Source organism: Cyclobacteriaceae bacterium (assembly GCA_013141055.1).
In the GTDB taxonomy this organism is placed as follows: Bacteria; Bacteroidota; Bacteroidia; order Cytophagales; family Cyclobacteriaceae; genus ELB16-189.
On record JABFRS010000002.1, the window covers coordinates 1,333,915 to 1,358,686 of the forward strand.

The following is a 24,772-nucleotide window of genomic DNA, read 5'->3' on the forward strand; positions in this document are numbered from 1 at the left end:
TTTTTAAAATTCAGAGTGGTAAAAAAGCCAGTAAATGGCAATTAAACAACATGGTAAAAGGCCCGGCCAGAAATGAAATTTATAATGGCCTGAAATAGAGGAAAAGTTGGTCGGTATTTGGCGTTTTTCCTCATAAACCCTAATATTGCACTCCCAAATTCTTCCTTAGCTCAGCTGGTTAGAGCATCTGACTGTTAATCAGAGGGTCCTTGGTTCAAGTCCAAGAGGAAGAGCTTGATGATAAGGCGCTTACGAAAGTAGGCGCCTTTGTCGTTTTAGGTGAATCAGGGCATGGATTTGAATGAAAATCCGGTAATTGGGGTCCATCCATCGACCTTGTGCTGTCAAATCATTGAGCTGCAGAAGCCTTTTTCTTACTCTTCTTTTTATTCAGCGCCATCGCCTCCTCAATAGAATGTGTCTCCTGCATGCTCTTCTCTTTGCTGGCAAGATGGGCGATGTTGGCATAAAACTTTCGCAGCACATTTAGTTCCTCCTCTGTAAGATCCTCCACGGAGACCAATCGGTTACTCGCGTGTTCATTGGATGCCAGAAGCTCATTCAATTTCAAATTAAGTGCAATAGAATCTTTATTTTGACTTCGTTGTATCAGGAACACCATGAGAAATGTAACGATGGTCGTTCCTGTATTGATCACAAGCTGCCAAGTATTAGAATAATCAAACAGTGGCCCTGTTATAAGCCACACTATGATTGAACTGAATGCCAGCACAAAAGCCCCCGAAGTTCCTGCAAGGCTTGCAACTTTTGTTGAGAGTTTTTCGAGAAAATGCTCTTTGGCAGGTTTCTTTTTCATATTGTTCCTTTTAATAATGATTCATTAAAGCTAGCTCATAATGATATCAATACCTGTGCCATAGGAAAACAAAAAGGCGACCTTCAAATTCTGGTGGATCCTTTACAACCGGCTGAATATGGGCATCGGATTTTTGTGAGTGTGGGACACCGTCACAGACATCCGTATCGTTACTGCTTTCTTTTTCTGAAAAATGAAATGAGCAACGGCACTGAAGTCACCAGCACCATTCCTATCACGATCAATTCAACATGTTCATTTAATAATGGGAATCTGTTGCCCAGCAAATATCCTGACATCACCATTGTAGTGATCCAGATGAATGCTCCTAAAAAATTATAGATCATGAATTTCACGAAATCGATACGGGCAATGCCTGCCAGGATAGGGATGAATGTGCGCACAACGGGCAAAAATCTTCCTATGATGAATGTCATCATTCCTCTTTTCTCATAAAAAGCGAGTGTCATGTCCATGTAGTTTTTCTTGTAGAAAAAACTATCGGGCCGATCGCGCAGCCAATGTTCTGCCCATCTTCCTGTTGCATAGCCTACCATTGTTCCCAGAACGACCATAGCAGTAAGTCCAGCGATAAGAGAATAAGGTGTCCAGTTTAATGCATGGGAATCGCACAGCAGTCCTGTTATAAAAAGCAGTGAGTCTCCCGGGAGGAAAAATCCGAAGAAAATACCCGCCTCCATGAAAACAACAATGAACAGCAGTGTCACGCCTCCATGAAGAAGGATGAATTCCGGGTTCAAAAAATCAAAAATCGAATCAATCATACTGACTAAATAATCTATGGGTGGAGTAATTCACTGACGTGAGATCAGTGCGTGTCGTGTATGATATCGTTAGGGAGCGCTTGCCCTCAGGAACACATAGAAAACATTGTGCTGAAAAGTATTTAAGTTCAGGGCAGGATGAGAAGACAACAAAAGATTTGCCGCTGAGAGGAATCCATTGAAAAAGTTATTAACAAAATAGATCTTATTGAAAGCGTGGAAAAAGATCAGGTGGTCGGATGAACTTCTTAGCGCAAAAGTCTCGGGTAAAGGAGAGTCAGCATGAGAAGTCAGACCCTTCACCTTTTGAGATGAGTCAGAAGACTCTTTCATAAGGGCATTAACGCTAATAGCGAATATCAAAATCATCCCGAATAGAAAGACGGAAAGCTTTGTTCGAATGGTGTTAGCTGATTTCATCTGATCTGCACAAATCTACCCCAAAATTTCAATTTTCAGGATCGGGGATTTCCCGTGCTCTTCAAATTCTCTTCCTCCCGACTGCATCCACAGCCCGTAATTAGCGTTTTTTATAAAAAAACCACATAGATGGTACATCATTCCCATCCCTTAGCATTTGTTATCTAACTTAAGGGTCCCTAACCATTCAATTGTTTGACCAATGAAGTTTCCTAACAAGGACGAGGAAGAATTATTGAAAAATTCTGTCGTCAATCATTTTATGTCCGGCTATTCCAAAATTCTTAAGGAAGGAGGATTGAAGACCGAGGATATCAACAAGAAGGATATTCTTCCTGTTGATAAAGTTTCTTTGAAAGAAGTTGCAGGTGAAAAAGATACGTTCAGCTTTAATGCTGATTTCAAGATCAAGAACTATAAGATAACTTTTCACGGCACTATCAATAAAAACAAAGAAATAAAGGATGAAGTGTTCTGGGGAAAGAAACACTTAAAGTAATTCTCTGGCGGCACCATGACACTCGCTGAAGCCGTTACACTAATTTCAACCGACAGGATATCAAAGATCAAGAGTCAGGAATGGGCCGATCTCGGCTGTGGAAATGGGTTGTTCAGCAAAGCTCTTATTAGTATTCTTCCCCCAAGAAGCAGGGTATACGCAGTGGATCAGAGACCGTTTAAATTCTCACATCCTCAAATCAAGTTCATCAAATCTGATTTTGCCAGTGAAGAGCTGACCCTCCCTATATTGGATGGTATTATGATGATCAATTCCATTCATTATATAAAAGATAAGCTCCCTTTCATTCAACAACTAAAGACCAGGCTGCTTCCTGACGGGATCTTTGTCCTGGGAGAATATGAAATCTCAAAAGGTAATCAGTGGGTTCCCTACCCTCTTACATTCTCCGCCGCTACTGCATTATTCCAGGAAGCCGGATTTTCTTCTATTGAAAAGATCCATGATCACCCTTCCGTGCTAAACAGTAGCTCTATTTATTCAGCGGCTATTTCAAAATGAAATGACATTTCAGGAATAGAACTGTCTCAAATAAGTTAGATTTATTATCTTAATCCTTTACCTAACCTATAAAGAATGAAAGCCATCCTGGCCAGTGAATTCGGATTGCCGGAGCAACTCAAATTATCAGAGACACCCTCACCTTCTGCCGGAACTGACGAAGTGGTGATCAAAGTGAAAGCATGCGGTGTGAATTTCCCTGACATCCTTATCATTCAAAATAAATATCAATTCAAACCCACGCTTCCTTTCTCTCCCGGTGGAGAAGTTTCAGGTGAGATTCTGTCCATTGGTGATTCTGTCAAACATTTAAAGAAAGGTGATCGTGTGGTAGCTCTTTGCGGATGGGGCGGCTTTGCAGAAGAAGTGGCTGTGAAAGCGAATCGTGTATTTCCAATGCCTCCCTCCATGGATTTTATTAATGGGGCTTGCACACTTTATACTTATGGGACATCCTATCATGCATTGAAAGATCGTGCTCAGTTAAAATCAGGTGAAACATTATTAGTGTTGGGAGCTGCTGGCGGTGTCGGACTTGCTGCGGTCGAACTTGGAAAAGTAATGGGTGCCACTGTCATTGCTGCGGCCTCCTCGTCAGATAAACTTTCCGCCTGCAAAGAAAAAGGTGCGGACTTTATCATTGATTATGCAAAAGAAGATGTGCGTCAGCGAATTAAGGAGATCACCGGAGAAAAAGGGGTTGATGTTGTTTACGATCCTATTGGAGGTCCCCTAGCCGAATCAGCTTTGAGATCCATTGCGTGGAAAGGACGATATCTCGTAGTAGGATTTGCTGCAGGAAATATTCCGAATTTTCCGGCCAACCTTGCATTGTTAAAAGGCTGTTCAATTGTTGGAGTCTTTTGGGGAAGCTTTGCTGAGCGTGAGCCCAAACAAAGTCTTCAGAATTTTGGTGAATTGCTGGGATGGATTCATTCGGGGAAAATCAAGCAGCACATTCACAAGATCTATTCACTGGAGGATGCTGCGCAGTCACTTCAGGATCTTATTGACCGTAAGGTAAAAGGGAAAGCCGTTGTCAAAGTTGGCGACTGGACAGAATCAATTGCTCCTCCAGCATCCAGAGCAGAAAAGAAACCCATACAAACTCATAAAAACATTTCTCATCCAATTGTCATCAAACTATCTGAAATTAAAAACCACGTTGGACAATCATTAGGCTTCAGTGAGTGGATTACTGTTACTCAGGAGATGATCAACGATTTCGCAAAAGCAACAGGCGATCACCAGTGGATTCACGTCGATGTTGAAAAGGCCAAAGGTCTGATGCCGGAAGGAAAAACTATCGCTCATGGATATTTGACCATGTCACTCGCTGCGAGATTTTTCTTTGATATGATTGTCATCGAAGGCGCTTCAAGTTCTATTAATTATGGTCTTAATAAAGCAAGGTTTCCGCTCGCTGTTAAAGTTGGAAGCAGAATTCGCATGCATGGTGCTATTCAGAATGTTGAAGATATGCCAGGCGGCGGAGCTAAACTTTTTATGGAATGTAAAATGGAACTGGAAGGCGAAGAAAAACCGGCTTACATTGGTGAACTAATTACTGCACTATACTGATCTAATAAAAATTATTATGAGACTAAAAGATAAAGTTGCAATTGTAACAGGAGGAGCCTCAGGGATCGGCCTTGCTACGGTGAAAACATTTGTTCGCGAAGGCGCGAAAGTTATGATCTGGGATCTTTCCAGCAAAGGAGATGAAGTAGCCAGTCAGCTGACAAAAGAAGGGCACACTGTTTCATTCTCCAAAGTTTCTGTTGGTGATAAGGATCAGGTTGACAAAGCCATGGCCTCTGCGAAAGCAAAGTTCGGTCGTATCGACATCCTCATCAACAATGCAGGCATTACCAAAGACAGAACTTTATTAAAGATGTCTAAAGAAGAATGGGATGATGTTATCTCTGTGAATTTAACAGGAGTATTTAATTGCACACAGGCCGTAGCGCCCATCATGAAGGATCAGAACTACGGACGCATTGTCTCTGCCTCTTCCAACGTTGCTATCCGTGGTAATTATGGTCAAACCAACTATGTGGCTACAAAAGCTGCCATTATCGGAATGGTGAAAGTGTGGGCGCTTGAGCTTGGAAAATTTGGGGTGACTGCAAATTGCATTGCTCCAGGGTTCATTGAAACTGCAATGACTGATGCAATCCCGGGTGACGTTCGCAAGCAAATGGTTGCTCACATCCCCGCTGGAAGATGGGGACAACCGCAAGACATTGCAAATGGATATTTATACCTGGCGTCCGATGAAGCATCTTTTGTCAATGGCATTTGCCTGACCATTGATGGCGGAGCAGCGCGATAGATTAAGAAGATTAAGTAATAGTAAATTAAATATCAGAAATGGGTCGTTACACTAGCATGGAAAATCTGAAGTTTTTGCTTCAGGAAGTTCACAATCTGAATGAGCTGTTTTCATTTGAAAAATTCTCACACCTCAACTGGGAACAATCATGGATGATCCTGGAGTCCGCAAAACTTTTAGCAGATCGTGATATGGCTCCATGGTTCCGTGAAATGGATCAACAGCCTGCAACTTATGATGGAAAAGGCGGTGTAAGAACGCATCCTCAATTAAAAAATATCATCAAGCATGCTGCTGAACAAGGTTGGATAGGCGGAGCAGCAAAGTTTGAACATGGAGGACTTCAGCTTCCAATGATGGTTTACTTTGGGGCACAGCAGATCTTTCAATCGGCCAACAATGCTTGCCAGGGATACTGGGGTCTTTCAGCAGGTGCCGCTGCCCTGATTACAAGCTTTGGAACTGAGGAACAGATAAAAACATTTGTCCCCCGAGTATACGAAGGAGATTGGCAGGCAACAATGGCGCTGACCGAACCTCAGGCTGGAAGTTCACTCACAGATATTGTCACGAGCGCAAGTCCATCAAGTGATGGCCTTTATAAGATCAAAGGGCAAAAAATATTTATATCGGGCGGACAGCATGATGCCTGCGATAACTTTATCCATCTCACGCTTGCGAGAATTGAAGGAGCACCTGCAGGGGTAAAAGGAATTTCACTTTTCATCATACCAAAATTCTGGCCTGAGAAAGATGGCTCGCTTACTCCTAATGACGTATTCTGTGCAGGAGATTTTCAAAAGATGGGACAGAAAGGATACTCGACCACTCATTTAGTTTTCGGAGATGAAGGTAAATGTAAAGGCTGGTTGCTGGGAGAACCTCATAAAGGGCTCTCTTACATGTTTCAAATGATGAATGAAGCCCGTATCAGTGTTGGCATGGGAGCCGCATCGGTTGCTATGGCTGCCTATCAGGCATCATTGGAATATGCAAATGAGCGTCCACAAGGAAGACTTATCAGTGAAAAAGATCCATTGAAGCCGCCAACCCTGATCATCAACCATCCTGATGTTCAAAGAATGCTATTGACACAGAAGTCAATTGCCGAAGGAGCTTTGTCGTTGGTAACAGAATGCAATCGCCTGTATGATATTTCTCATGCGACAAAAGATGATTCTCAGCACGATGCCTGGCTCCTGTTGGAAATACTTACACCCATTGTGAAAACGTATTCATCTGAACAAGGAAGTCGCGCAGCAGCACTTGCGATACAAACACTGGGAGGTTATGGATTCACAACTGATTTTCCAGTGCAGCAACATTACCGCGATTTGAAGATCACCTCCCTTTATGAAGGAACCACTGGGATACAATCACTGGATCTGTTGGGAAGAAAAGTTTCTATGGAGAAAGGTAAAGCTTTGCAGATCTTATTAACCGAAATGACCAATACTATCTCTAAAGCAAACGTTTATCCGGCTCTTGCCTCCTATGCTGCAGCTCTTCAGGAGGAAGTGAAGAGAACTCAAAAAGTCCTGACCCACGTGGGTTCGATCGCTGCTAAAGGAGAAATTGATCAATCTCTTTCCGATGCAACGATCTTTATGGAAATGATTAGTTATTCGGTAATTGCATGGCAATGGCTTAAGCAGGCAGTTGTTGCTTATCAACATTTGCAATCATCTGATTATTCTCTTCAGACAAAAGAATTCTATGAAGGCAAAGTTCATACGATGAAATTTTTCTTCCGCTATGAATTGCCCCATGCAGAGGCGTGTGCCAAGACGATAATGGATCGTGAATACCTCACCAACTTGAAAAATCATTCGTTATTTCAATGACAAGAAGGAATACTAAATTTTGAAATCCAAAGAGCATGAAATTTCTAACAGATTTTATATCCCCTGAAAACAAAGAGAAGGCTGGCTATACAATTGTGATTATATCATCGCTCGCTATCCTTAGCTGGTTTGTCACTTCCATTGATTCTGATTGGCAAAATGGGCCGGTCTACCTAGCATACTTATGGATAGGCGTCCCGGCAGCATTATTCTATGGACTGTCTTTACTGATTGCGCCCAATCCGGTGAGTCCTACAGAAGCTAAAACCATGAGAAAAGGAATGATCTTGGTATATCTTGTCTTCGCTCTCATTAATGCAATAATCATTGTCATCGCACACATTTATATGAAAAGAGATGTGTCAAGTCACTTCGGTCCTTATGCTCCTTATACCATTGTTCTTGCTCTCGCCAGCTATGCATATTGCTATTTGAAGTACATTAGAAATGCACAGTATACCGCTGGAGTGTCTGTGGCTATACCTATCCTGTTCTTGCTCGGAATGGTCTTTGGTTCATTAGGAGCCATTGCTCTTTACAACAACTTTGTCCTTGGAACTCCGATTTATAGCAATGGCACCAACGCGATGTACAACACCATGGGCTTGTTCATCTTTGTATCATTGGGATTCTGGTTATTTTCCGCCACTAAAGATTCCAGAAAGTAGGAGCCACATTCAGTTTCTGATTCTAGTTCATTAAACCAATTTCGGCCATTTTGTCTTTTATTCCCGACAAAATATTCGATAAGTAGCCATTTTGTCTTAAAAAATGAGTGAAAATCCTTTTGGTACGGATTTCCCTATAAGGGTATCCGTATTCAAAAATTGATCATCAAACCAAAAAAATTAAAATTATGAGCATAGTAAGATACAGAGGTAACGAATATGTACCGACCTCATTCAGCAGTCTGATCGACGGATTATTCAATGAAACAATGACTAAATCTGGCGGAAGTGTTTTCGTGCCGAAAGTTGACATTATCGAAAACGAAACCTCCTATGAGTTGCATGTCGCAGCTCCTGGTTTAAGCAAGGAAGATTTCAACATTGAAGTGAATGACAATTTATTGACTGTAAGTGGTGAGCGTAAGTTCAACAATGAGAAGAAAGACAAGAACTATCATTCCATTGAGACCAGCTACGGTGCATTCAAGCGTTCATTTTCACTACCTGAAAATGTAGACAGCACAAAGATTAACGCGAAATACAACAATGGTATTCTCGAATTGACAGTGCCAAAAGACGAGAAGAAGGCCCTGAAACAAACCATTAAGGTCAGCTAAGAATTTTTTTTGTAGGGGTGTGGGGTTAGGGCGTTCCGGAAACGGGCGCCCTTTTTCATGCCTTTCTCCTGCGGATATTTTTGTGCTAACTTTCCAACCATGAAGCGCTTTCTTATCATTCTTGTAGTCCTGGTTGCAGCGTTTATTGGAGCCGTAACAGGCGTTATTCTTACGCTCCGTTTTGTAGATCGTGCACCTGAATATACATCCATTGAACAGCATCAGAATCTTACCCTTGCGGGAATGAAGCCTGATTCGTCGCGGAAAATTTCAGTCGGAACAAATTTTGAATATGCTGCTAAAATGATCACTCCTGCTGTGGTTCACATCAGCATTGTATATGGTGCTGGTGATTTCAGTTTGAATCCTCTTGAACTCTATCGTCCACAAACTCATTCATCAGGATCGGGAGTGATCATTTCTGATGACGGTTACATCGTAACCAATAACCACGTCATTGAAGATGCAACGAATGTGGAGATCGAGATGAATGACAATCAAAGTTTTTATGCAAAAGTAGTTGGGCGTGATCCCAGCACTGATCTCGCATTGTTAAAAATCAAAGCAAAAAATCTTCCATTCATCAGATATGGAAATTCTGACTCGGTGGTGCCGGGAGAATGGGTACTGGCCGTGGGCAATCCTTTTGATCTTAACTCGACTGTTACAGCAGGTATCGTCAGCGCAAAGGCAAGAAATATTGGAATACTTCGCGATCGGAATAATCTTCAGGTGGAATCTTTCATCCAGACGGATGCTGCTGTTAATCCCGGCAATAGCGGAGGAGCATTGGTAAATCTTAAAGGGGAATTAGTGGGCATTAATTCAGCAATTGCTACTGCTACGGGAAGCTATTCGGGATATTCTTTTGCGATTCCCAGCAATCTCGTCAAGAAAATCGTTGATGATCTTTTGGAATTCGGTAAAGTACAGCGCGGACTTCTGGGTGTCCAGATCGTGGATGTCACTTCGCGCGTTGCTGAATCTGAACATCTCGATGTACTTCGCGGAATTTTTGTGACAAGAGTAAATGAGGGTAGTGCCGCAAGTTCATCGGGTATTGAGGCTGGTGATGTTATTGTTGGCATTGATGGCAATCCGGTGGGCGGAGTTTCTGAACTTCAGGAGATGGTTGCCCGTCATCGTCCCGGTCACAGCATTAAAGTTACCTACCGCAGAGGTGGTCAGGAGAAAACCGTCAGTACTATTCTGAAAAATTATGAAGGAATATCCTCCATCGCGAGAGAACCGGTTATTTATGAAATGGAGGGAGCAACGTTGGAAGACATCAGCTATTCCGAACTAACGAAGAGAAGTATAGATGGCGGCGTGCTGGTGAGAAAACTGGAAGTGGGCAAATGGAAAAAGTCCGGAATGAAAGAAAACTTCATCATTACGCATATTGACAAAGTCTCCATTGATAATGTTACCGACCTCAATCGTGTTATGTCATATAAAGACGGTGGCGTGCTGGTGGAAGGAATTTATAAAGATGGAACTAAAGGGGTCTATGGATTGGAGTGGTGAGAGTCGCGTCTGTTGACACTGATCATCCCAAACTATCAGATTATTAATCAAGTAAAATATAATCAATTTCTGATTCTCATAGTCTTATGGAAATAAAAAAAGTGCTCTCCCATCTTGGCATCAAAGCGTCTAATGCCGGAGTATCAACTGGTACAAAATGGATAAAAACTTCAGGGCCTGTAATTAAATCTTATTCTCCGGTTGACGGACAATTGATTGGGTCTGTCAGAAGTGCAGATCAGAAATCGTTTAATAAGATAGTTGAAACAGCTTCCAAAGCATTTCTGAAATGGAGAATGGTTCCTGCACCGAAACGTGGTGAAGTTGTCAGGCAAATCGGAGACGCATTACGGCAGTCAAAAGAAGAGCTGGGAATGCTGGTGTCGTATGAGATGGGTAAATCCTATCAGGAGGGTCTGGGTGAAGTTCAGGAGATGATTGATATCTGCGATTTTGCGGTTGGACTTTCGCGACAGCTTAATGGATTAACCATGCATTCAGAAAGACCCCTGCACAGAATGTATGAACAATATCATCCGCTGGGAATTGTTGGAATTATCTCCGCTTTCAATTTCCCGGTTGCGGTATGGTCGTGGAACAGCATGCTTGCGTGGGTGTGCGGAGATACGTGTATCTGGAAGCCATCTGAGAAAACTCCATTGTGCAGTATTGCCTGTCAGAATATTATATCCAAAGTCTTTGCGAAGAATAATGTACCGGAAGGGGTTTCATGCCTCGTCAATGGAGATTACAGAGTAGGACAATGGATGTCATCCCATGAAGACATTCCTTTGGTCTCAGCAACGGGTTCGGTAAGAATGGGAAAAGTCGTTGCAAAAACTGTAAGCGAACGCCTTGGAAGACCATTGATGGAACTTGGTGGAAACAATGCAATTATCATCAGCGAGCATGCCAATCTTGATATTGCAATTCGTGGGGCAGTGTTCGGAGCTGTAGGAACCGCAGGACAACGCTGCACCTCCACACGAAGATTAATAGTCCACGAAAAGATCTATGACTCTGTTAAGCAGCGTTTGAAAAAAGTTTATGGACAGCTGAAGATCGGAAATCCCCTCTCCACTGAGAATCATGTCGGCCCGCTAATTGACAAGCTTGCGGTGAAATCTTACAACGAGGCATTAAAAAAAATAAAGTCACAGGGAGGAAAAATACTCGTAGAAGGCGGCGTGCTTTCAGGAAAGGGCTATGAATCCGGGTGTTATGTTCGTCCAGCTATCGCAGAAGTGAAGAATAAATTTGACATCGTACAACAGGAGACATTCGCTCCCATACTTTACTTGATCAAATACAAAACTCTGGATGAAGCTGTTGGATATCAGAATGGCGTTCGACAAGGGCTTTCATCAGCATTGATGACTACGAATCTGCAGGAAATGGAGAAATTCCTTTCACAGGCAGGAAGTGATTGTGGTATCGCCAATGTCAACATCGGCACTTCTGGTGCGGAAATTGGAGGAGCCTTTGGCGGAGAAAAGGAAACGGGAGGCGGAAGGGAGTCAGGTTCAGATGCATGGAAAGTTTATATGCGCCGACAGACCAATACGATCAACTACGGGAGCAATCTACCACTGGCTCAGGGCATCAAATTTGACATTTGACAGGATCAGTAAAAGCCTGGTACACAAAGCAAGTAGCCAAGGGCTTTTGTAATTCACGATCTACCGACTAACTTAGAGGGCCTTAAAAATAGCTATGCAACCTAAAAAATACCGGTCGGTCATGTTGATTGACGACAACGAGATTGATAATCTCATCAATCAAAAAATGATCGAATCGGCTTCTATCACAGAGCATATTTATGTGCATACCGGAGCGAAAAGCGCTATCGAATTTTTACGCAACATGGAAAAACTTGATCTGGCAGATAAAGTTTTGCCGGACGTCATTTTCCTCGATATTGACATGCCCTTAATGGATGGATTTCAGTTTCTCGATGAGTTTGAGAAACTGTCTTCTTCGACAAAAAAGAAATCAAAAATTGTGATGCTTACTTCTTCGATCAATCCACAGGATTTCAACCGGTCCAAGAAATATCTAAACGTAAAACTCTATCTCAACAAGCCGTTGAATCACGAGAGCATCTTAGCATTGAACATTTAATTGGTAACTAGTCGTCAGCATCTCCTCCACCCTGGATCTCCAGAGCGATCAGCCTTTCCACAAATTTTTCATCCATGCGAATGAAAAATGTTGGAGCAAAATAACTGACTGACATTGTTTTGAACTTGGGAATCAAAGCAGATATCTTTTTATGCTTTTCTTTCTTTGCTTCGCTTACCGCAATCTTAAGTATTTTAAGGAAGGTTAATACGTTTTCGCAAGCATCCTTGCCAATCATTCTGATGTTGCGTTGTACGCTGTTGGATAGCTGGTTATAAAGTTCAATATCTTTCAACAAGCAATACTGTAAACACAACAAAGCCTTGATCTCCATCTGAGCCTGTGGATATTTTTTCAGACTCACATCATTGATAAGGGAATTCAGCAGTTTCGCTGTTTCCTCATACCGACCTGAATAATAACTACACATGGCACGGTACACTGTAAAGATCACATGCTGAGGAACGTTATTAGGATCGGGTTCGAAATCAGCGAATAACTCCTCCTGTTCAGCATAAAGTTCTGTTTCTGTTCCCAGGCGTATGGCCCTTTCAAACTTAGAAATCAGGAATTGTACCGCAAACGTGTAGTACGGATAGTTAATCAGCAAATTGGAAGCGGCATCGTTGACCTCCTCGAAATATCTCTCCGCTTGTTTATATACTTTATAATGATTGTAATACTCAAGTTTTAAGAATTCAAAAAGAAGATTGAGATGATAATAGACAGGGTCAAGGTTATACGTTTCAAAAATGGTCTGAACTCTTTTGAAGATATCTTCAATGGATTCTTCATCCTGCTGAAGATTCTCTTCCTTATCAACAAAGAGACGATGGAAGACTACAATGCAGCTTTTGTAAACGTAAAGCCTGTGTGACTCATAGAGGTTGGCAATATTAAAGATCTCTTTCGTCAGCAATTCAAGACTGAGTCTTTCAGTCTCATCACCTGTAAGGAAATAGTTCCCGTACTTTTTAAAATAATCCGCCAATACGTCTTCTGCTTTGTCTACAGCGAGCATGTAGGCCACGTGGCGGTTATAAAGCTGTGAGAATTGGAAGAAATCAGGGGAATTAATGTGAAGTTTTTTCAGGAGTTTATAGATCGTTGGAAGCTCACCCACAAGATCTGCTTCGATTAGTTCTTTTTCGAGCTTTCTCAACATAGCAATGGCAATCGTCTTCTTCTTGGTAAAGAATACCTCATTGATATTGGCAACTTTCCTTAAAAGATCAGTTCTCGGGCTTTCCATCTGCTGCACGAGATATTCTTCAATTTTCTGACTCAGCCGGGAGCGCATGGTGTAATAGGCATTGGCGTTAATTTCCAATTCTACCATCACCTTGTTCTCAGAAAGCTGACGCTCGCGCATAGCTTTCAACAGATACGCTGACTTTTCGGCATTACCATTGATCAGCGAGTCATAAATGGCACTATAGTCTTTTTCCGAAAGCTGTTTAATGATATTCTTCAGTTTTGCCATGGAGCGGGCTATAAATAGCTTGAAAAATTACAAAAATTACGATTGTAAACAACGGACTTCTTTTCGATTGAACCTCAATTTTGCGTCAATTTTTCAGTTTGAACGCTTTGGAAAGAAATTTGAGCCTGATGCACAAAGATTACAATATGGATGCATTCTCCCAAATGATCATTACTGCTGTAAACAACGTTAAGAACGCAGTAGTAAAGATTGATGTGTACAAAACTGTTCAGGGCAAACTTAAGGCAGCCGGATCAGGTTCAGGTTTTATATTTTCCTCCGACGGACTGATTTTCACAAACCATCACGTCGTCAATGGCGCTGAGAAGATCATGGTGGGCTTGCTTAACGAAAATGAAATTGAAGCTTTTCTTATTGGGAAGGATCCGGATACAGATCTTGCCATTTTGAAAATTTACACCGACGGATATTCAACAGCGCACCTGGGCGATGCCTCCACTTTACAAATCGGGCAACTGGTTATTGCTATTGGAAATCCTCTGGGTTATCAGCATACTGTTACAACAGGAGTAGTTAGTGCGTTGGGTCGTTCCATGCGAACTCAATCAGGTAGAGTTGTTGATAATGTTATCCAATCAGATGCTGCCCTCAATCCCGGAAATTCGGGAGGACCTCTCATTACAACGGATGGTGAGGTTGTGGGTGTTAATACTGCGATCATCAGTGGTGCCCAGAACATAAGTTTTTCTGTAGATATCAACACCGCAAAAGAAGTTGCGAGCCAACTGATTAAAAATGGTAAAGTATTCAAAGCATATCTTGGATTCATGCTTCAGGAGGTTCCTATCAATCCAAAAATCCTTAGACATCATCATCTTCCCAATCAGAAAGGATTATTTGTTACGGGCATAGAATCTGATTCTCCAGCAGGAAGATCACAGATAAAAGAAGGAGATATCATCGTCTCTTTCAATAATAAGTCTGTAAATACCCTCAACGAACTTTTTAAGGAACTGACTAAAAAAGAGATTCTTACACTGGTGGATATCACTGTGGTGAGACATACGGAACTGTTCAATTTTGGAATATTCCCTTTAGATCGCAAAGAAAGATCAAGGATTGAGAATTAAATACAAAGAGCGCAGAGTTTTCACTTTGCGCTCTCTGCGTTTTATTGGTATGATAAATTACGCTTATCGGCGTTTCCTGTGAAATCTATCCCCACCGCCGTTGCTGCCTCCACTGGTACCTTTATTACCAGGAACAAATCTCTTACGCTCGCGTGTCGGCTCTGAGCTTGGTCCGGAACTTCTTCCTCCCTGCGCGCCGCCGCCTCTTGATTCTGTAATTTCAACACGCACCTGACGTCCTTCAACCTCTGCTCCTGTAAAGCCTTTAAGGACCTTATCGGAGAGATGTTTTTCAACTTCAAAGAATGAGTAGGCACCCATCAGGTCAATCTGGCCAATGTCTCTTTTTTCAAGTCCGGTGTGTTCATCAATGATCTCCAGCATTCTGGATTTATCAAGACCATCCATTTTACCTAAATTGATAAAGAAGCGAGTTCCTCCGGAAGAACGTGCCGGACGTTCTGAACGCTCACTTCTGTCACCTCTGTCTCCCCGGTCACGATCACCTCTGTCTCCACGATCAGATCTTTCATACGACCCTTCCGTGCTGGTGGATCGTCTGTCTCCATTAAGATCCGGTGCATTGCGATAGTAATCCAAAAAGCGATTAAATTCTATTGAAGCAAAACGCTTGATAAGATCATTCTTTGTAAGATCATTAAGCTCTTCGTAGACCGCCGGCAAAAATGCTTCGATCTCAGTCTCATTAACTTTTACTTCACGCACCTTTTTCATGAGTGCGATCAATTGCTTCTGGCAAACTTCAGCACCCGTTGGAACCATCATACGCTTCATCGGCGATTTCATGCTTCTTTCAATCTGCTTCACTTTACCTAACTCCTGGCGGCTTACCATAGCAATGGAAATACCTTTCTTACCAGCACGGGCCGTACGTCCGCTGCGGTGAGTATAGAATTCCATTTCATCCGGCATGTTCAGGTGAATAACGTGTGTGATGTCTTCAACATCAATACCACGTGCGGCAACATCGGTTGCTACCAGTATCTGAAGGGAACGCTCGCGAAACTTCATCATTACGCGATCACGTTGCTGCTGATTAAGATCCCCATGAAGTGAATCGGCATTATAACCATCCTTCATGAGCATTTCGGCAACACGCTGTGTGTCAATTCGTGTGCGGCAGAAGATCAAACCAAAAATGTCAGGATTAAAATCCAGAATACGCTTCAACGCCATATACTTTTCACGTTCCTGAACCATCACATAGCGATGTTCAATATTCGCGTTTCCAGTATGAGACTCTCCTACAGAAAGTTCGAAAGGATCTGTCATGTAGTTCTTCATGATGGCACGAACTTCCCGAGGCATAGTAGCAGAAAAAAGCCACGTGCTCTTATCTTCTGGTGTGAAAGAAAGGATCTTATCGATGTCTTCCTTAAAGCCCATGTTCAACATTTCATCAGCCTCATCAAGAACGATGTACTTAATGGTACCGAGATTGATTGTCTTGCGTTCAATCAAGTCAATCAGACGACCAGGAGTAGCCACAATAATGTGAGCACCTCTTTTGATTTTTCTGATTTGCTCGCTGATGCTGGCTCCGCCATAAACAGCAACGATATTGAATGACTTGAATTTTTCTGAGAAGGTTTCAAGGTCACTGGTAATCTGCATACCCAGTTCGCGGGTAGGTGCTAAAACAAGTGCTTGAGTATTCTTATTATCAACGTCTATTAATTCCAACAAAGGAAGGCCGAAAGCTGCCGTTTTTCCTGTTCCGGTCTGAGCTAAACCCACGAAATCGCGGGAGCCTTTTAAAAGGACTGGTATAGCTTTTTCCTGAATTGGGGTTGGCGTTTCGAAGCCGAGAAGGGATACCGACTGCACTAAACCTGGGGACAAGCCCAGGGCATCAAATGATTTCATTATAATTCTTTAAATAAGCCGCAAAGGTACGGTTATTAGTCCAGATAGCAGGCAGTTACCAAATCTCCCTCACAATCTTAACTTTGAGGCCCTAATTCCAAATAAACTAACGATATGATGACTTCCGGCAAAACAAAAAGAGCCCTTTACCTCATTCTCATCATCCTGTCTCCTGCAATGGCCTCCGCTCAGGGAGGCGGAATCAAGTGGGCAACTGATGGCACCTCCTATTTCCGTATTGAGTCAAATGAAGTAAATCGATACAGCCTTCCGGCTAACACGAAGGCTACATTTATCAGCCAGGCCGACCTGACTCCCCAAGGTCAGACGAAAGGCCTAAGCGTAAGAGCATTCTATCTTTCTGCGGATCAACAAAAGGCACTGATTTACACCAACACAAAAAGAGTCTGGCGTCTTGATAGTCGCGGTGATTATTATGTACTGGATCTAAAAACAAAAGCATTAAAAAAACTTGGTGCAGGTAGACCACAGTCGTCTCTGATGTTTGCCAAGTTCTCTCCGGATGGAACCAGAGTCGCATTTGTAAGCGAGCAAAATCTTTATGTTGAGAATTTAGCTTCCGGGGAGATCAAGGCATTAACAAAAGATGGCAACAGAAAATTAATCAATGGAACCTTTGACTGGGTCTATGAAGAAGAACTTTCCTGCCGTGATGGTTTTCAATGGAGCCCGGACAGCAAACAACTTTCCTTTTGGCAGATTGACGCTACCAAGATCCGTGATTACTATATGCTGAATTCCAGCGATTCCGTTTATTCAAAAATAATTCCTGTTGAGTACCCAACAGTAGGACAAAGCCCTTCTCCTGCAAGGATTGCCGTTGTTGATGTTGACGGTGCAAAGACGACATGGTTGAAGATAGCAGGAGATGCTCAGCAAAATTATCTTCCAAGAATGGAATGGAGATCAGCAACTGAAATTCTCGTCCAGCAACTGAATCGCAAACAAAATGAAAGTACGATCTATAGCTGTAACCCGGCCACCGGTGATGCAAAAGCAATCTTTAACGAAAAAGAAGAAGCGTGGATCGATTTATATTCTTTCACAGGATCAGAAAGTGCCCTGGACTATCACCATGCCTTTAGTTGGCTGAATAATAAAAAGGAATTTCTTTGGGCCAATGATAAAGACGGCTGGTCACATCTTTACAGGATCACTGCTGATGGATCAAAGGAAGTATTGATCACGAAAGGGAATTACGATATGATCGATTTTCTAACAGTTGTTGAGAAAAGTAACTATGCTTACTTCCTGGCTTCACCAAACAATGCAACACAAAAATATCTTTACAAGACCAAGCTGGATGGAAAGGGCAAGCTTGAATTGGTAACCCCTGCAGGACTTGAAGGATCACATGGTTATGACATTTCTCCCAACGGATTGTATGCGTACCATACTTTCTCAAATAACTACACCAGAAACGTCAATGAATTAATCGATCTCACTACTCATAAACCCTTAAACGATCGAGAGAGCATTCAATCAAAGCTGACAGCGGCTCAAGGTCCAAAGAAAGTAGAATTCTTCAAGGTAAAAACTGAAGAAGGAATTGAAATGGACGGATGGATGATCAAGCCAAAGAATTTCGACCCAGCGAAAAAGTATCCAGTTGTGTTTCAGGTTTACACCGAACCCGCAAGTCAGACAGTAGTGGATCGTTTTGGAATTGGCAACAACCGTTTATTCAAGGGAGACATGGCAGAGCAGGGATACATTTATATGTCTGTTGACAGTCGGGGAACGCCTGCTCCAAAAGGAAAGACCTGGAGAAAATCTATTTATCGCAAAGTAGGATTATTGAATATCAATGATCAGGCAATGGCTGCAAAAGAAATACTGAAATGGTCATTTGTAGATCCGGAAAGAGTTGCTGTCTGGGGATGGAGTGGTGGCGGAACTACAACCCTCCACCTGTTATTTCAATATCCGGATATCTATAAAACAGGTATTGCTGTGGCGGCCGAAGCAAGTCGCCTTACCTATGATAATATCTATGAAGAGCGCTATATGGGACTTGATATGAATGACTATATAAAGTGTTCACCTATCACATACGCTAAAAATCTAAAGGGGAACTTACTGTATATACATGGAACGGGTGACGATAATGTTCATTACAATAATGCCGAAATGCTTATTAATGAATTGGTAAAACACAATAAGCAGTTTCAATTCATGGCATATCCTAACCGCTCCCATGGGATTTCGGAGGGTGAAGGCACCACTGAGCACATGGCTACTTTATATACTGAGTATTTGAAAAAATTCTGCCCTCCTGGCGCTAAATAGCCAAATTCCACATTAACAGTAATTCTTAATATCAACCAATATCTTACCTCTCCTGAACGGCATAGAATTTTCAGGAGAGGTTTTGGTTATCTGCCGTTGATAAAATTTGCCTGTCCAGTATTCAACATCATACTAGCTTTGCACCGCCAATCATAGGAATGGGGCTGTGAATGCTTTTAAAATGCTGAACGGTCTAAATTCTATCTGCACGGGTTAACCTATTGCTTGATTCGCAGTTAAAGAACTTGGGTTTTAAGACCGATTTGCCCATAATTTAATTATCAGGTTAAGGGAATAACCTGCCATAAAAAACGGTCTAAGAAATATTACTTTTTGAATTAACCCTTTTATGAAAATATTTTTCTCCCTTACTTTTTTATTTGCAGCACTTTTAGTCCATGGCCAGGAAAAAGGAAATGGCAAAATTTCAGGTGTCGTAATCGACGCTTCCAACAATCAACCTGTGGAGTTTGCTACCGTAGCCTTAACGGATCCTAATTCAGAAAAACCTATTAATGGCGCTATCTGCGATGATAAAGGAAAATTCACTATCACAAAAGTTCCTAATGGCACTTACCAGCTAATCATTTCCTTCATTGGATATGAAAATATCGTCGTGAAATCGGTAGTCATTTCAGATAAGAAAAACTCTTTCGACGTTGGTTCAGTCAAGATGGCCACTGAATCAAAACAACTGGATGCTGTTGTAGTAGAAGGTCAGCGTAACCTCGTTGAAGAAAAAGTTGATCGCACGATTTATAACGCAGAGAATGATCAGACCTCCAAAGGGGGTGACGCAACAGACGTCTTGAAACGTGTGCCAATGCTTTCTGTAGACATGGATGGAAATGTTTCACTTCGTGGGAATCAAAATATTCGTGTTCTTATCAACAACAAGCCTTCTACTATTTCTGCCAGCAGTGTTGCGGATGCATTGAAGCAAATTCCTGCAGATCAGATCAAAACAGTAGAAGTTATTACTTCTCCCTCCGCCAAGTATGATGCAGAGGGATCTGCCGGTATCATTAATATCATTACGAAGAAAAACAATTTAGAAGGCCTTACATTGAATATCGATGGTAGCTCCGGCTATCGCGGTTCAAATCTTGGGTTGAATGGAAGTTACCGCAAAGGTAAAATGGGATTCTCATTAGGCGGCTTTGGAAGAGCAGGATATAACATCAATGGTAAGTTTGATAATACTCAAATAACAAATTCCACCACTATCAATACTCAGACGGCTGAAACCCGCAGCTCAAACTTATTCGGAAACCTGCAGACTTCATGGGATTACGACATCGACAAGAATAATTCTCTAACAGCGTCCCTCCGCTACGGATCACGTAATGGAAATAACTTTCAGGATCGCCTTTTCACTCAGAGTGTTTCTCCAATTCAATCTTCTTCCAGTTTGAAAGATGTTGAGACTGTTGATAGGTCAGGAACGGTTGATGCCAGTCTTAACTATACCCACACATTTAAAAAGCCACAGCGTGAGTTTAACTTGCTGGCTCTTTACAGTCGTAATAACAGAATCAATGATTTTACAAATGACATTTTGGATGAATCCACTTTCACTCCGCTCAGTTATGCGAAAAATCTTAACAACAGCTTCAATCAGGAAGTGACTGTTCAGGCTGATTACTCTACTCCGATTGGCACAACACAAATTCTGGAATTTGGTGGCAAGAATATTTCCAGAGAGGTTTCCAGTGATTATAGTTATTTACTGGCTGGTGCCGACAAGCAGTTCTACCCTAATCCAAATTCAAGCTTATCCAACGTCTTCAATTATAATCAGAACATAACTTCAGGATATTTCTCATATACACTGGCAATGAAATCAGGTTATAGCTTTAAAGCTGGTAGCCGTTATGAATACACAACAGTTAATGCTCATTTTGCTACAGAAAAAGCTCCTATCGAACTTCCTTCTTACGGAGTGTTGGTGCCAAGCATTAACCTTTCAAAGAGATTGGGCAACGGAAGCACATTAAAAATTGCTTACAACAGAAGAATCCAACGTCCTTCAATCCAGTTTTTAAATCCAAATCTTTAGGCGTCCAATAGCTTGAGTGCATCACAGGGAAATCCAAATCTCGGACCTGAATACACCAATAACTACGAGTTGTCATACAGTACTTTTATTAAAAGCACTACTTTAAACTTCTCAACATTTGTTCGCAATACTGATAACGCAATCCAAAGTATTCGTGGATTGATCAACAATAACCCAAATGATCCTGATACCATTCTGACTTCTTACAGAAATATTGGTAGTGAAAACGCATATGGTGGAAGTGTCTTTGCCAGTATCAATGTTTCCAACAAATTGTCCATCAATGGAGGTTCCGATATCTATTATTCAGTTTTGAAGAATAATGACCCCGATCCAATTTATTCAGCTCACAATGAAGGATTGGTTGTCAGCTACCGTCTTTTTGGAAATTATACGTTGCCAAAAGGTTGGGGACTTCAGTTTTTCAGCTTTTACAGAGGTCGTTCAATACAACTTCAGGGAATTCAGGGAAGTTTCTATGTGTATAGTCTGAGCATCAAGAAAGATCTTCTTGACAAAAAGGGAAGCATTGGATTTGGCGCTGAGCAGTTCATTACTCCTATTATGAGAATTAACAGTACTACTTCTTCTCCCATCATTCAACAAAATAGCACAAATGAAATTCACAACTTGAATTTCAAAGTGACATTTAGTTACCGTATTGGTAAGATGAGCTTTGATTCAAGTCGCAAGCGCAAAAAATCCATCAACAACGACGACCTTAAAGATGGTGGTGATGGTGGCGGCGGTGGTGGTGGAAATGACATCCAGCAGTCTGGTGGCGGAGGCGGTGGTGGTGGCGCGCAACGTCAGGCTGTGGTATTGCCGGCAGTAACAGCTCCTGTTGAAACAAAAGCAGTAGATTCCACAGCAGTAGTTGCAGCAGAAGGAAAATGGGAATACACTGTTCAATCACCTCAGGGTGGAAATGGAAATCTTATCATCAAGAAAGAAGGTGAAGTATACTCCGGAACGATGATTAACAGTAGAAACAATCGCGAGACACCTCTTGCGAACTTAAAGCTTGTAGGAAATGAATTGAGCTTCAGCTACGATGTCAATTTCGGCGGAAATTCTTCAACAATCACTACCAAGCTAATCATTGAAGGCGATGCGATGAGTGGCTCGATGAGCGTGGGACAGTTTGGAACATTCCCGATCACGGCGAAACGAGTACCACAGTAATTGGCAGGAATCTTTATTTAAATATCTTTGAAGCGCACTAAGTCGGGGGATTAGCTCAGCTGGCTAGAGCGCTTCCATGGCATGGAAGAGGTCATCGGTTCGAATCCGTTATTCTCCACAAAAAAACCTCAGCGGAATGCTGAGGTTTTTTTATAAACAAGACCATCAACCAACTTTCATCGGTTCTCGCAATCCAACCCATGTGAATCGCTTCGTTACATATTCCGGATTTGTAAAAGATGCATTGCCAGAAGGATTTCCACCTGTAACATGATAATCTGAGAACGCTGCATTCTGATTCATGTAAATGCCTCCGGTAAGATTGAATGAAACTGGTGTGGCAGCCAACGACATTTCATCAGCAATCTTCTCTTTCACCACATCATCTGTTGTGTAGGCCCCGCAGGAAATAGCTCCGTGTTGCAACGCCATCTCTTTTGCAAGTGCGATCGATTGATCGGTGTTTTTTGTTTTGATCAGCAAAGCGATAGGACCAAAAAGTTCCTTACTGAACACATCCTTTTGAGACGCATTCACTTCTATCACTACTGGAGTTGCCACTCTGGCTCTTTTAAACATAGGATTTTCAAACTGACGCGATTTTAACCAGACTTTTCCCTGAATCTTTTCTGATTCAAGCACCCGCTCACTGGTCTTCTTGTTCTGAACTGCGCCTAAAACAAAAGGACCTGCCTTTGGATTATCTATCAGTCCATTCAGGTTATCAATAAACTTTTGAGCAAACTGATCAAATGAGATTTTACCGGAAGGAGAACCAATTCCATCCTCAGGGATATAAAAATTCTGAGGTGCTGTGCACATTTGTCCGCTGTAAAGGTTGACCGAAAACGCAAGATTAGCAGCAACTTTATCAACGTCTTCTACTGAATCCAGGATCACTGAATTAACGCCTGTCTTCTCAGTAAATACAATCTTTCCAGGTAATGCCTCGAGGTAGGATCCAAAAACCGAATTGCCGGTAAAGTCCACAAGCTTTACACTTTTGTTCTCTGCCAGATCTTTTGAAATCATCTTATCATACGTGTCAACACCCAATTGACAAATTGCTGGATCAAGATTGTTAGCCACAAGAACTTTTTGAATTTCTGCCACGATAATCGCTATCGGCAGGATCGCTCCTGGATGAGGTTTAACGATAACAGGATTTCCCGTCATCAGACTTCCATAGATTCCGGTAACGGAATTCCAGGTTGGAAAAGTTGAACAGCCAATCACAACTGAAACTCCTTTCGGAACAGGTCTCCACTCCTTCTTCAATTGCAGATTAAATTTTCCCATGGGCTTATCCCATACAGCAGAAGCTGGAAATCTGCTTAACTCTTCATAGCCAGAAGCAATTGCTTCCAATGCCCGGTCGGCCGCATGAGGACCTGATGCCTGGAACGCCATCATATAACCCTGACCTGTGGTATGCATTGTTGCGTAAGCAATTTCAAAGAATCTTGCTTTCACATTATCCAGTGATTCAATAAGAATTCCTGCACGGTCGTTAATGCCAACTTTTCTCCAGGCATGGAATGCATTGTTCGCACGTTCAATCAAAACATCTGCTGAGAAAACAGGATAAGAGATCTTCAATGCTTCCTGCAGGTATGGAGATTCTTCCTGACCTTCCCAACCTGATGGTGAAGGTTGGTTCAGTTCTTCAAATTTCTTACCTAAGGAATTTTTAAATTTTGTCTGACCATCTGTGTCAGCTGTATCACCATAGACAGCAGGGTGCGGCTGCTCAGCGTAGGCCGCATAGAATGTACGGGCGTGGATTGCATCGATGGCTCTCTTTAAAACGGCCTCGTGTTTTTCAAATAGTGTCATAGATTAGATTATGTTCGTTACAATTTATTTCTGTGCTCCAAATACTTTTTTTAACAACTCAGTGGTTCTTTCCAAAGGATTTTCACGGATACTTTTTTCCTGTGCTGCGATCATGGTGAAAAGACCCGTCAACGCTCTGTCAGTAGCATATTCATTCAGGTCAGGATTTACCTTATCAACAAATGGGATTTTATTGTATCGGGTTACAATATCACCATAGTACTTCGTAGCGCTTACTTTATTTAGTGAGTTTTGAATGATTGGCTTAAATTTTTCTTTCAATTGGGCAGAGGTTGTTCTCTTTAAAAATTGAGTTGCTGCATCAGGCTGTCCTTTGAGGATAGCCCAGGCATCATCGATCGTCATTTGCTTGATTGCATTAATAAAAATTGGCTTAGCTTCTTTTGCTGCATCTTCTGCTCCCCGATTTAACGTGAGAATAAAACGATCTACATCTTTTCCTAACCCAATCTGGCGGAGACGATCCTCAACTTTCTTTACATCCGGTGGAAACGGAATTTTTATCTCAGGGTTCTTGAAATACCCATCGGTAACTGAAACAAGGTCTGATCCCTTCGTTATACCCTTCACAAGAGCTTCCTTCAGCCCTTCTGCAACTTCTCCGGAGGTCGGAGTGCCGGTAGTACTTACAACTTTCTTTACATCAGAAAGTGCCTTGTTCAAATCAATTTGCGCAGAGGCACACGCCGACATTGCCACCAATCCTGCAAAAAATATTTTCTTCATACTTTAATAATTATCTGAT

Annotated in this window: 19 protein-coding genes, 2 tRNA genes and 1 pseudogene; 15 read left to right on the forward strand and 7 right to left on the reverse strand. The window is 42.0% G+C overall.

Going from position 1 to position 24,772, the window contains the following annotated elements; translation table 11 throughout:
- Positions 1 to 159 precede the first annotated feature (159 nt).
- A tRNA-Asn gene (locus tag HOP08_20590) sits at positions 160 to 233 on the forward strand.
- A gap of 116 nt (positions 234 to 349) precedes the next feature.
- Here the strand turns inward: HOP08_20590 and HOP08_20595 are convergent.
- From HOP08_20595 to HOP08_20605, 3 genes are all read right to left on the reverse strand, one after another.
- Positions 350 to 817: a low affinity iron permease family protein gene (locus HOP08_20595; protein NOT77328.1), complete on the reverse strand. Its 468-nt coding sequence runs from the start codon at positions 815 to 817 to the stop codon at positions 350 to 352.
- A gap of 170 nt (positions 818 to 987) precedes the next feature.
- Positions 988 to 1,602, reverse strand: a complete 615-nt coding sequence (locus tag HOP08_20600) for a DedA family protein (protein ID NOT77329.1) — start codon at positions 1,600 to 1,602, stop codon at positions 988 to 990.
- A gap of 69 nt (positions 1,603 to 1,671) precedes the next feature.
- Positions 1,672 to 1,935 carry a hypothetical protein gene (locus HOP08_20605; GenBank protein ID NOT77330.1) on the reverse strand — a complete coding sequence of 88 codons (264 nt, stop codon included), beginning with the start codon at positions 1,933 to 1,935 and terminating at the stop codon, positions 1,672 to 1,674.
- Between the two features lie 289 nt (positions 1,936 to 2,224).
- Between HOP08_20605 and HOP08_20610 the strand changes: the two genes are divergently transcribed.
- From HOP08_20610 to HOP08_20655, 10 genes are all read left to right on the forward strand, one after another.
- Positions 2,225 to 2,521 (forward strand): hypothetical protein, encoded by a 297-nt coding sequence (locus HOP08_20610; GenBank protein NOT77331.1) that lies wholly within the window; start codon positions 2,225 to 2,227, stop codon positions 2,519 to 2,521.
- A gap of 15 nt (positions 2,522 to 2,536) precedes the next feature.
- Positions 2,537 to 3,043, forward strand: a complete 507-nt coding sequence (locus HOP08_20615; protein ID NOT77332.1) for a class I SAM-dependent methyltransferase — start codon at positions 2,537 to 2,539, stop codon at positions 3,041 to 3,043.
- 75 nt (positions 3,044 to 3,118) lie between these two features.
- Positions 3,119 to 4,624, forward strand: a complete 1,506-nt coding sequence (locus HOP08_20620) for a zinc-binding dehydrogenase (GenBank protein ID NOT77333.1) — start codon at positions 3,119 to 3,121, stop codon at positions 4,622 to 4,624.
- Between the two features lie 16 nt (positions 4,625 to 4,640).
- On the forward strand, positions 4,641 to 5,378 hold the full coding sequence (gene fabG / locus HOP08_20625; GenBank protein NOT77334.1) for a 3-oxoacyl-ACP reductase FabG: 738 nt from the start codon (positions 4,641 to 4,643) through the stop codon (positions 5,376 to 5,378).
- Between the two features lie 38 nt (positions 5,379 to 5,416).
- Complete coding sequence (locus tag HOP08_20630; protein NOT77335.1) at positions 5,417 to 7,222, forward strand: acyl-CoA dehydrogenase; 1,806 nt, start codon at positions 5,417 to 5,419, stop codon at positions 7,220 to 7,222.
- Positions 7,223 to 7,257: 35 nt separating this feature from the next.
- The gene (locus tag HOP08_20635) at positions 7,258 to 7,890 is read left to right on the forward strand and encodes a hypothetical protein (GenBank protein NOT77336.1); all 633 of its coding nucleotides are present in this window, start codon (positions 7,258 to 7,260) and stop codon (positions 7,888 to 7,890) included.
- Positions 7,891 to 8,078: 188 nt separating this feature from the next.
- The gene (locus tag HOP08_20640) at positions 8,079 to 8,507 is read left to right on the forward strand and encodes an Hsp20/alpha crystallin family protein (protein ID NOT77337.1); all 429 of its coding nucleotides are present in this window, start codon (positions 8,079 to 8,081) and stop codon (positions 8,505 to 8,507) included.
- Between the two features lie 99 nt (positions 8,508 to 8,606).
- On the forward strand, positions 8,607 to 10,034 hold the full coding sequence (locus HOP08_20645; protein NOT77338.1) for a PDZ domain-containing protein: 1,428 nt from the start codon (positions 8,607 to 8,609) through the stop codon (positions 10,032 to 10,034).
- Between the two features lie 86 nt (positions 10,035 to 10,120).
- Complete coding sequence (locus HOP08_20650) at positions 10,121 to 11,653, forward strand: aldehyde dehydrogenase family protein (GenBank protein ID NOT77339.1); 1,533 nt, start codon at positions 10,121 to 10,123, stop codon at positions 11,651 to 11,653.
- Positions 11,654 to 11,747: 94 nt separating this feature from the next.
- The gene (locus HOP08_20655) at positions 11,748 to 12,155 is read left to right on the forward strand and encodes a response regulator (GenBank protein NOT77340.1); all 408 of its coding nucleotides are present in this window, start codon (positions 11,748 to 11,750) and stop codon (positions 12,153 to 12,155) included.
- A gap of 7 nt (positions 12,156 to 12,162) precedes the next feature.
- On the opposite strand, the gene HOP08_20660 is transcribed toward HOP08_20655, so the two are convergent.
- Complete coding sequence (locus tag HOP08_20660; GenBank protein NOT77341.1) at positions 12,163 to 13,638, reverse strand: hypothetical protein; 1,476 nt, start codon at positions 13,636 to 13,638, stop codon at positions 12,163 to 12,165.
- A gap of 128 nt (positions 13,639 to 13,766) precedes the next feature.
- Between HOP08_20660 and HOP08_20665 the strand changes: the two genes are divergently transcribed.
- Positions 13,767 to 14,729 (forward strand): trypsin-like serine protease, encoded by a 963-nt coding sequence (locus HOP08_20665; protein ID NOT77342.1) that lies wholly within the window; start codon positions 13,767 to 13,769, stop codon positions 14,727 to 14,729.
- A 63-nt stretch (positions 14,730 to 14,792) separates the two neighbouring features.
- Here HOP08_20665 and HOP08_20670 read toward each other — a convergent pair whose 3' ends face one another.
- Positions 14,793 to 16,616: a DEAD/DEAH box helicase gene (locus HOP08_20670; GenBank protein ID NOT77343.1), complete on the reverse strand. Its 1,824-nt coding sequence runs from the start codon at positions 16,614 to 16,616 to the stop codon at positions 14,793 to 14,795.
- Positions 16,617 to 16,730: 114 nt separating this feature from the next.
- On the opposite strand from HOP08_20670, the gene HOP08_20675 reads away from it, so the two are divergent.
- The 3 genes and pseudogenes from HOP08_20675 (at position 16,731) to HOP08_20685 (ending at position 22,288) form a co-directional block, all read left to right on the forward strand.
- Positions 16,731 to 18,926 (forward strand): prolyl oligopeptidase family serine peptidase, encoded by a 2,196-nt coding sequence (locus HOP08_20675; GenBank protein NOT77344.1) that lies wholly within the window; start codon positions 16,731 to 16,733, stop codon positions 18,924 to 18,926.
- A gap of 349 nt (positions 18,927 to 19,275) precedes the next feature.
- Positions 19,276 to 22,170, forward strand: a pseudogene (locus HOP08_20680) (TonB-dependent receptor).
- Between the two features lie 44 nt (positions 22,171 to 22,214).
- Positions 22,215 to 22,288 (forward strand) — tRNA-Ala (locus tag HOP08_20685).
- Between the two features lie 47 nt (positions 22,289 to 22,335).
- Here HOP08_20685 and paaN read toward each other — a convergent pair.
- Both paaN and HOP08_20695 read right to left on the reverse strand, forming a co-directional pair.
- Positions 22,336 to 24,006, reverse strand: a complete 1,671-nt coding sequence (gene paaN / locus HOP08_20690) for a phenylacetic acid degradation protein PaaN (GenBank protein NOT77345.1) — start codon at positions 24,004 to 24,006, stop codon at positions 22,336 to 22,338.
- Between the two features lie 24 nt (positions 24,007 to 24,030).
- On the reverse strand, positions 24,031 to 24,753 hold the full coding sequence (locus HOP08_20695) for a DUF4197 domain-containing protein (protein ID NOT77346.1): 723 nt from the start codon (positions 24,751 to 24,753) through the stop codon (positions 24,031 to 24,033).
- Between the last annotated feature and the right edge of the window lie 19 nt (positions 24,754 to 24,772).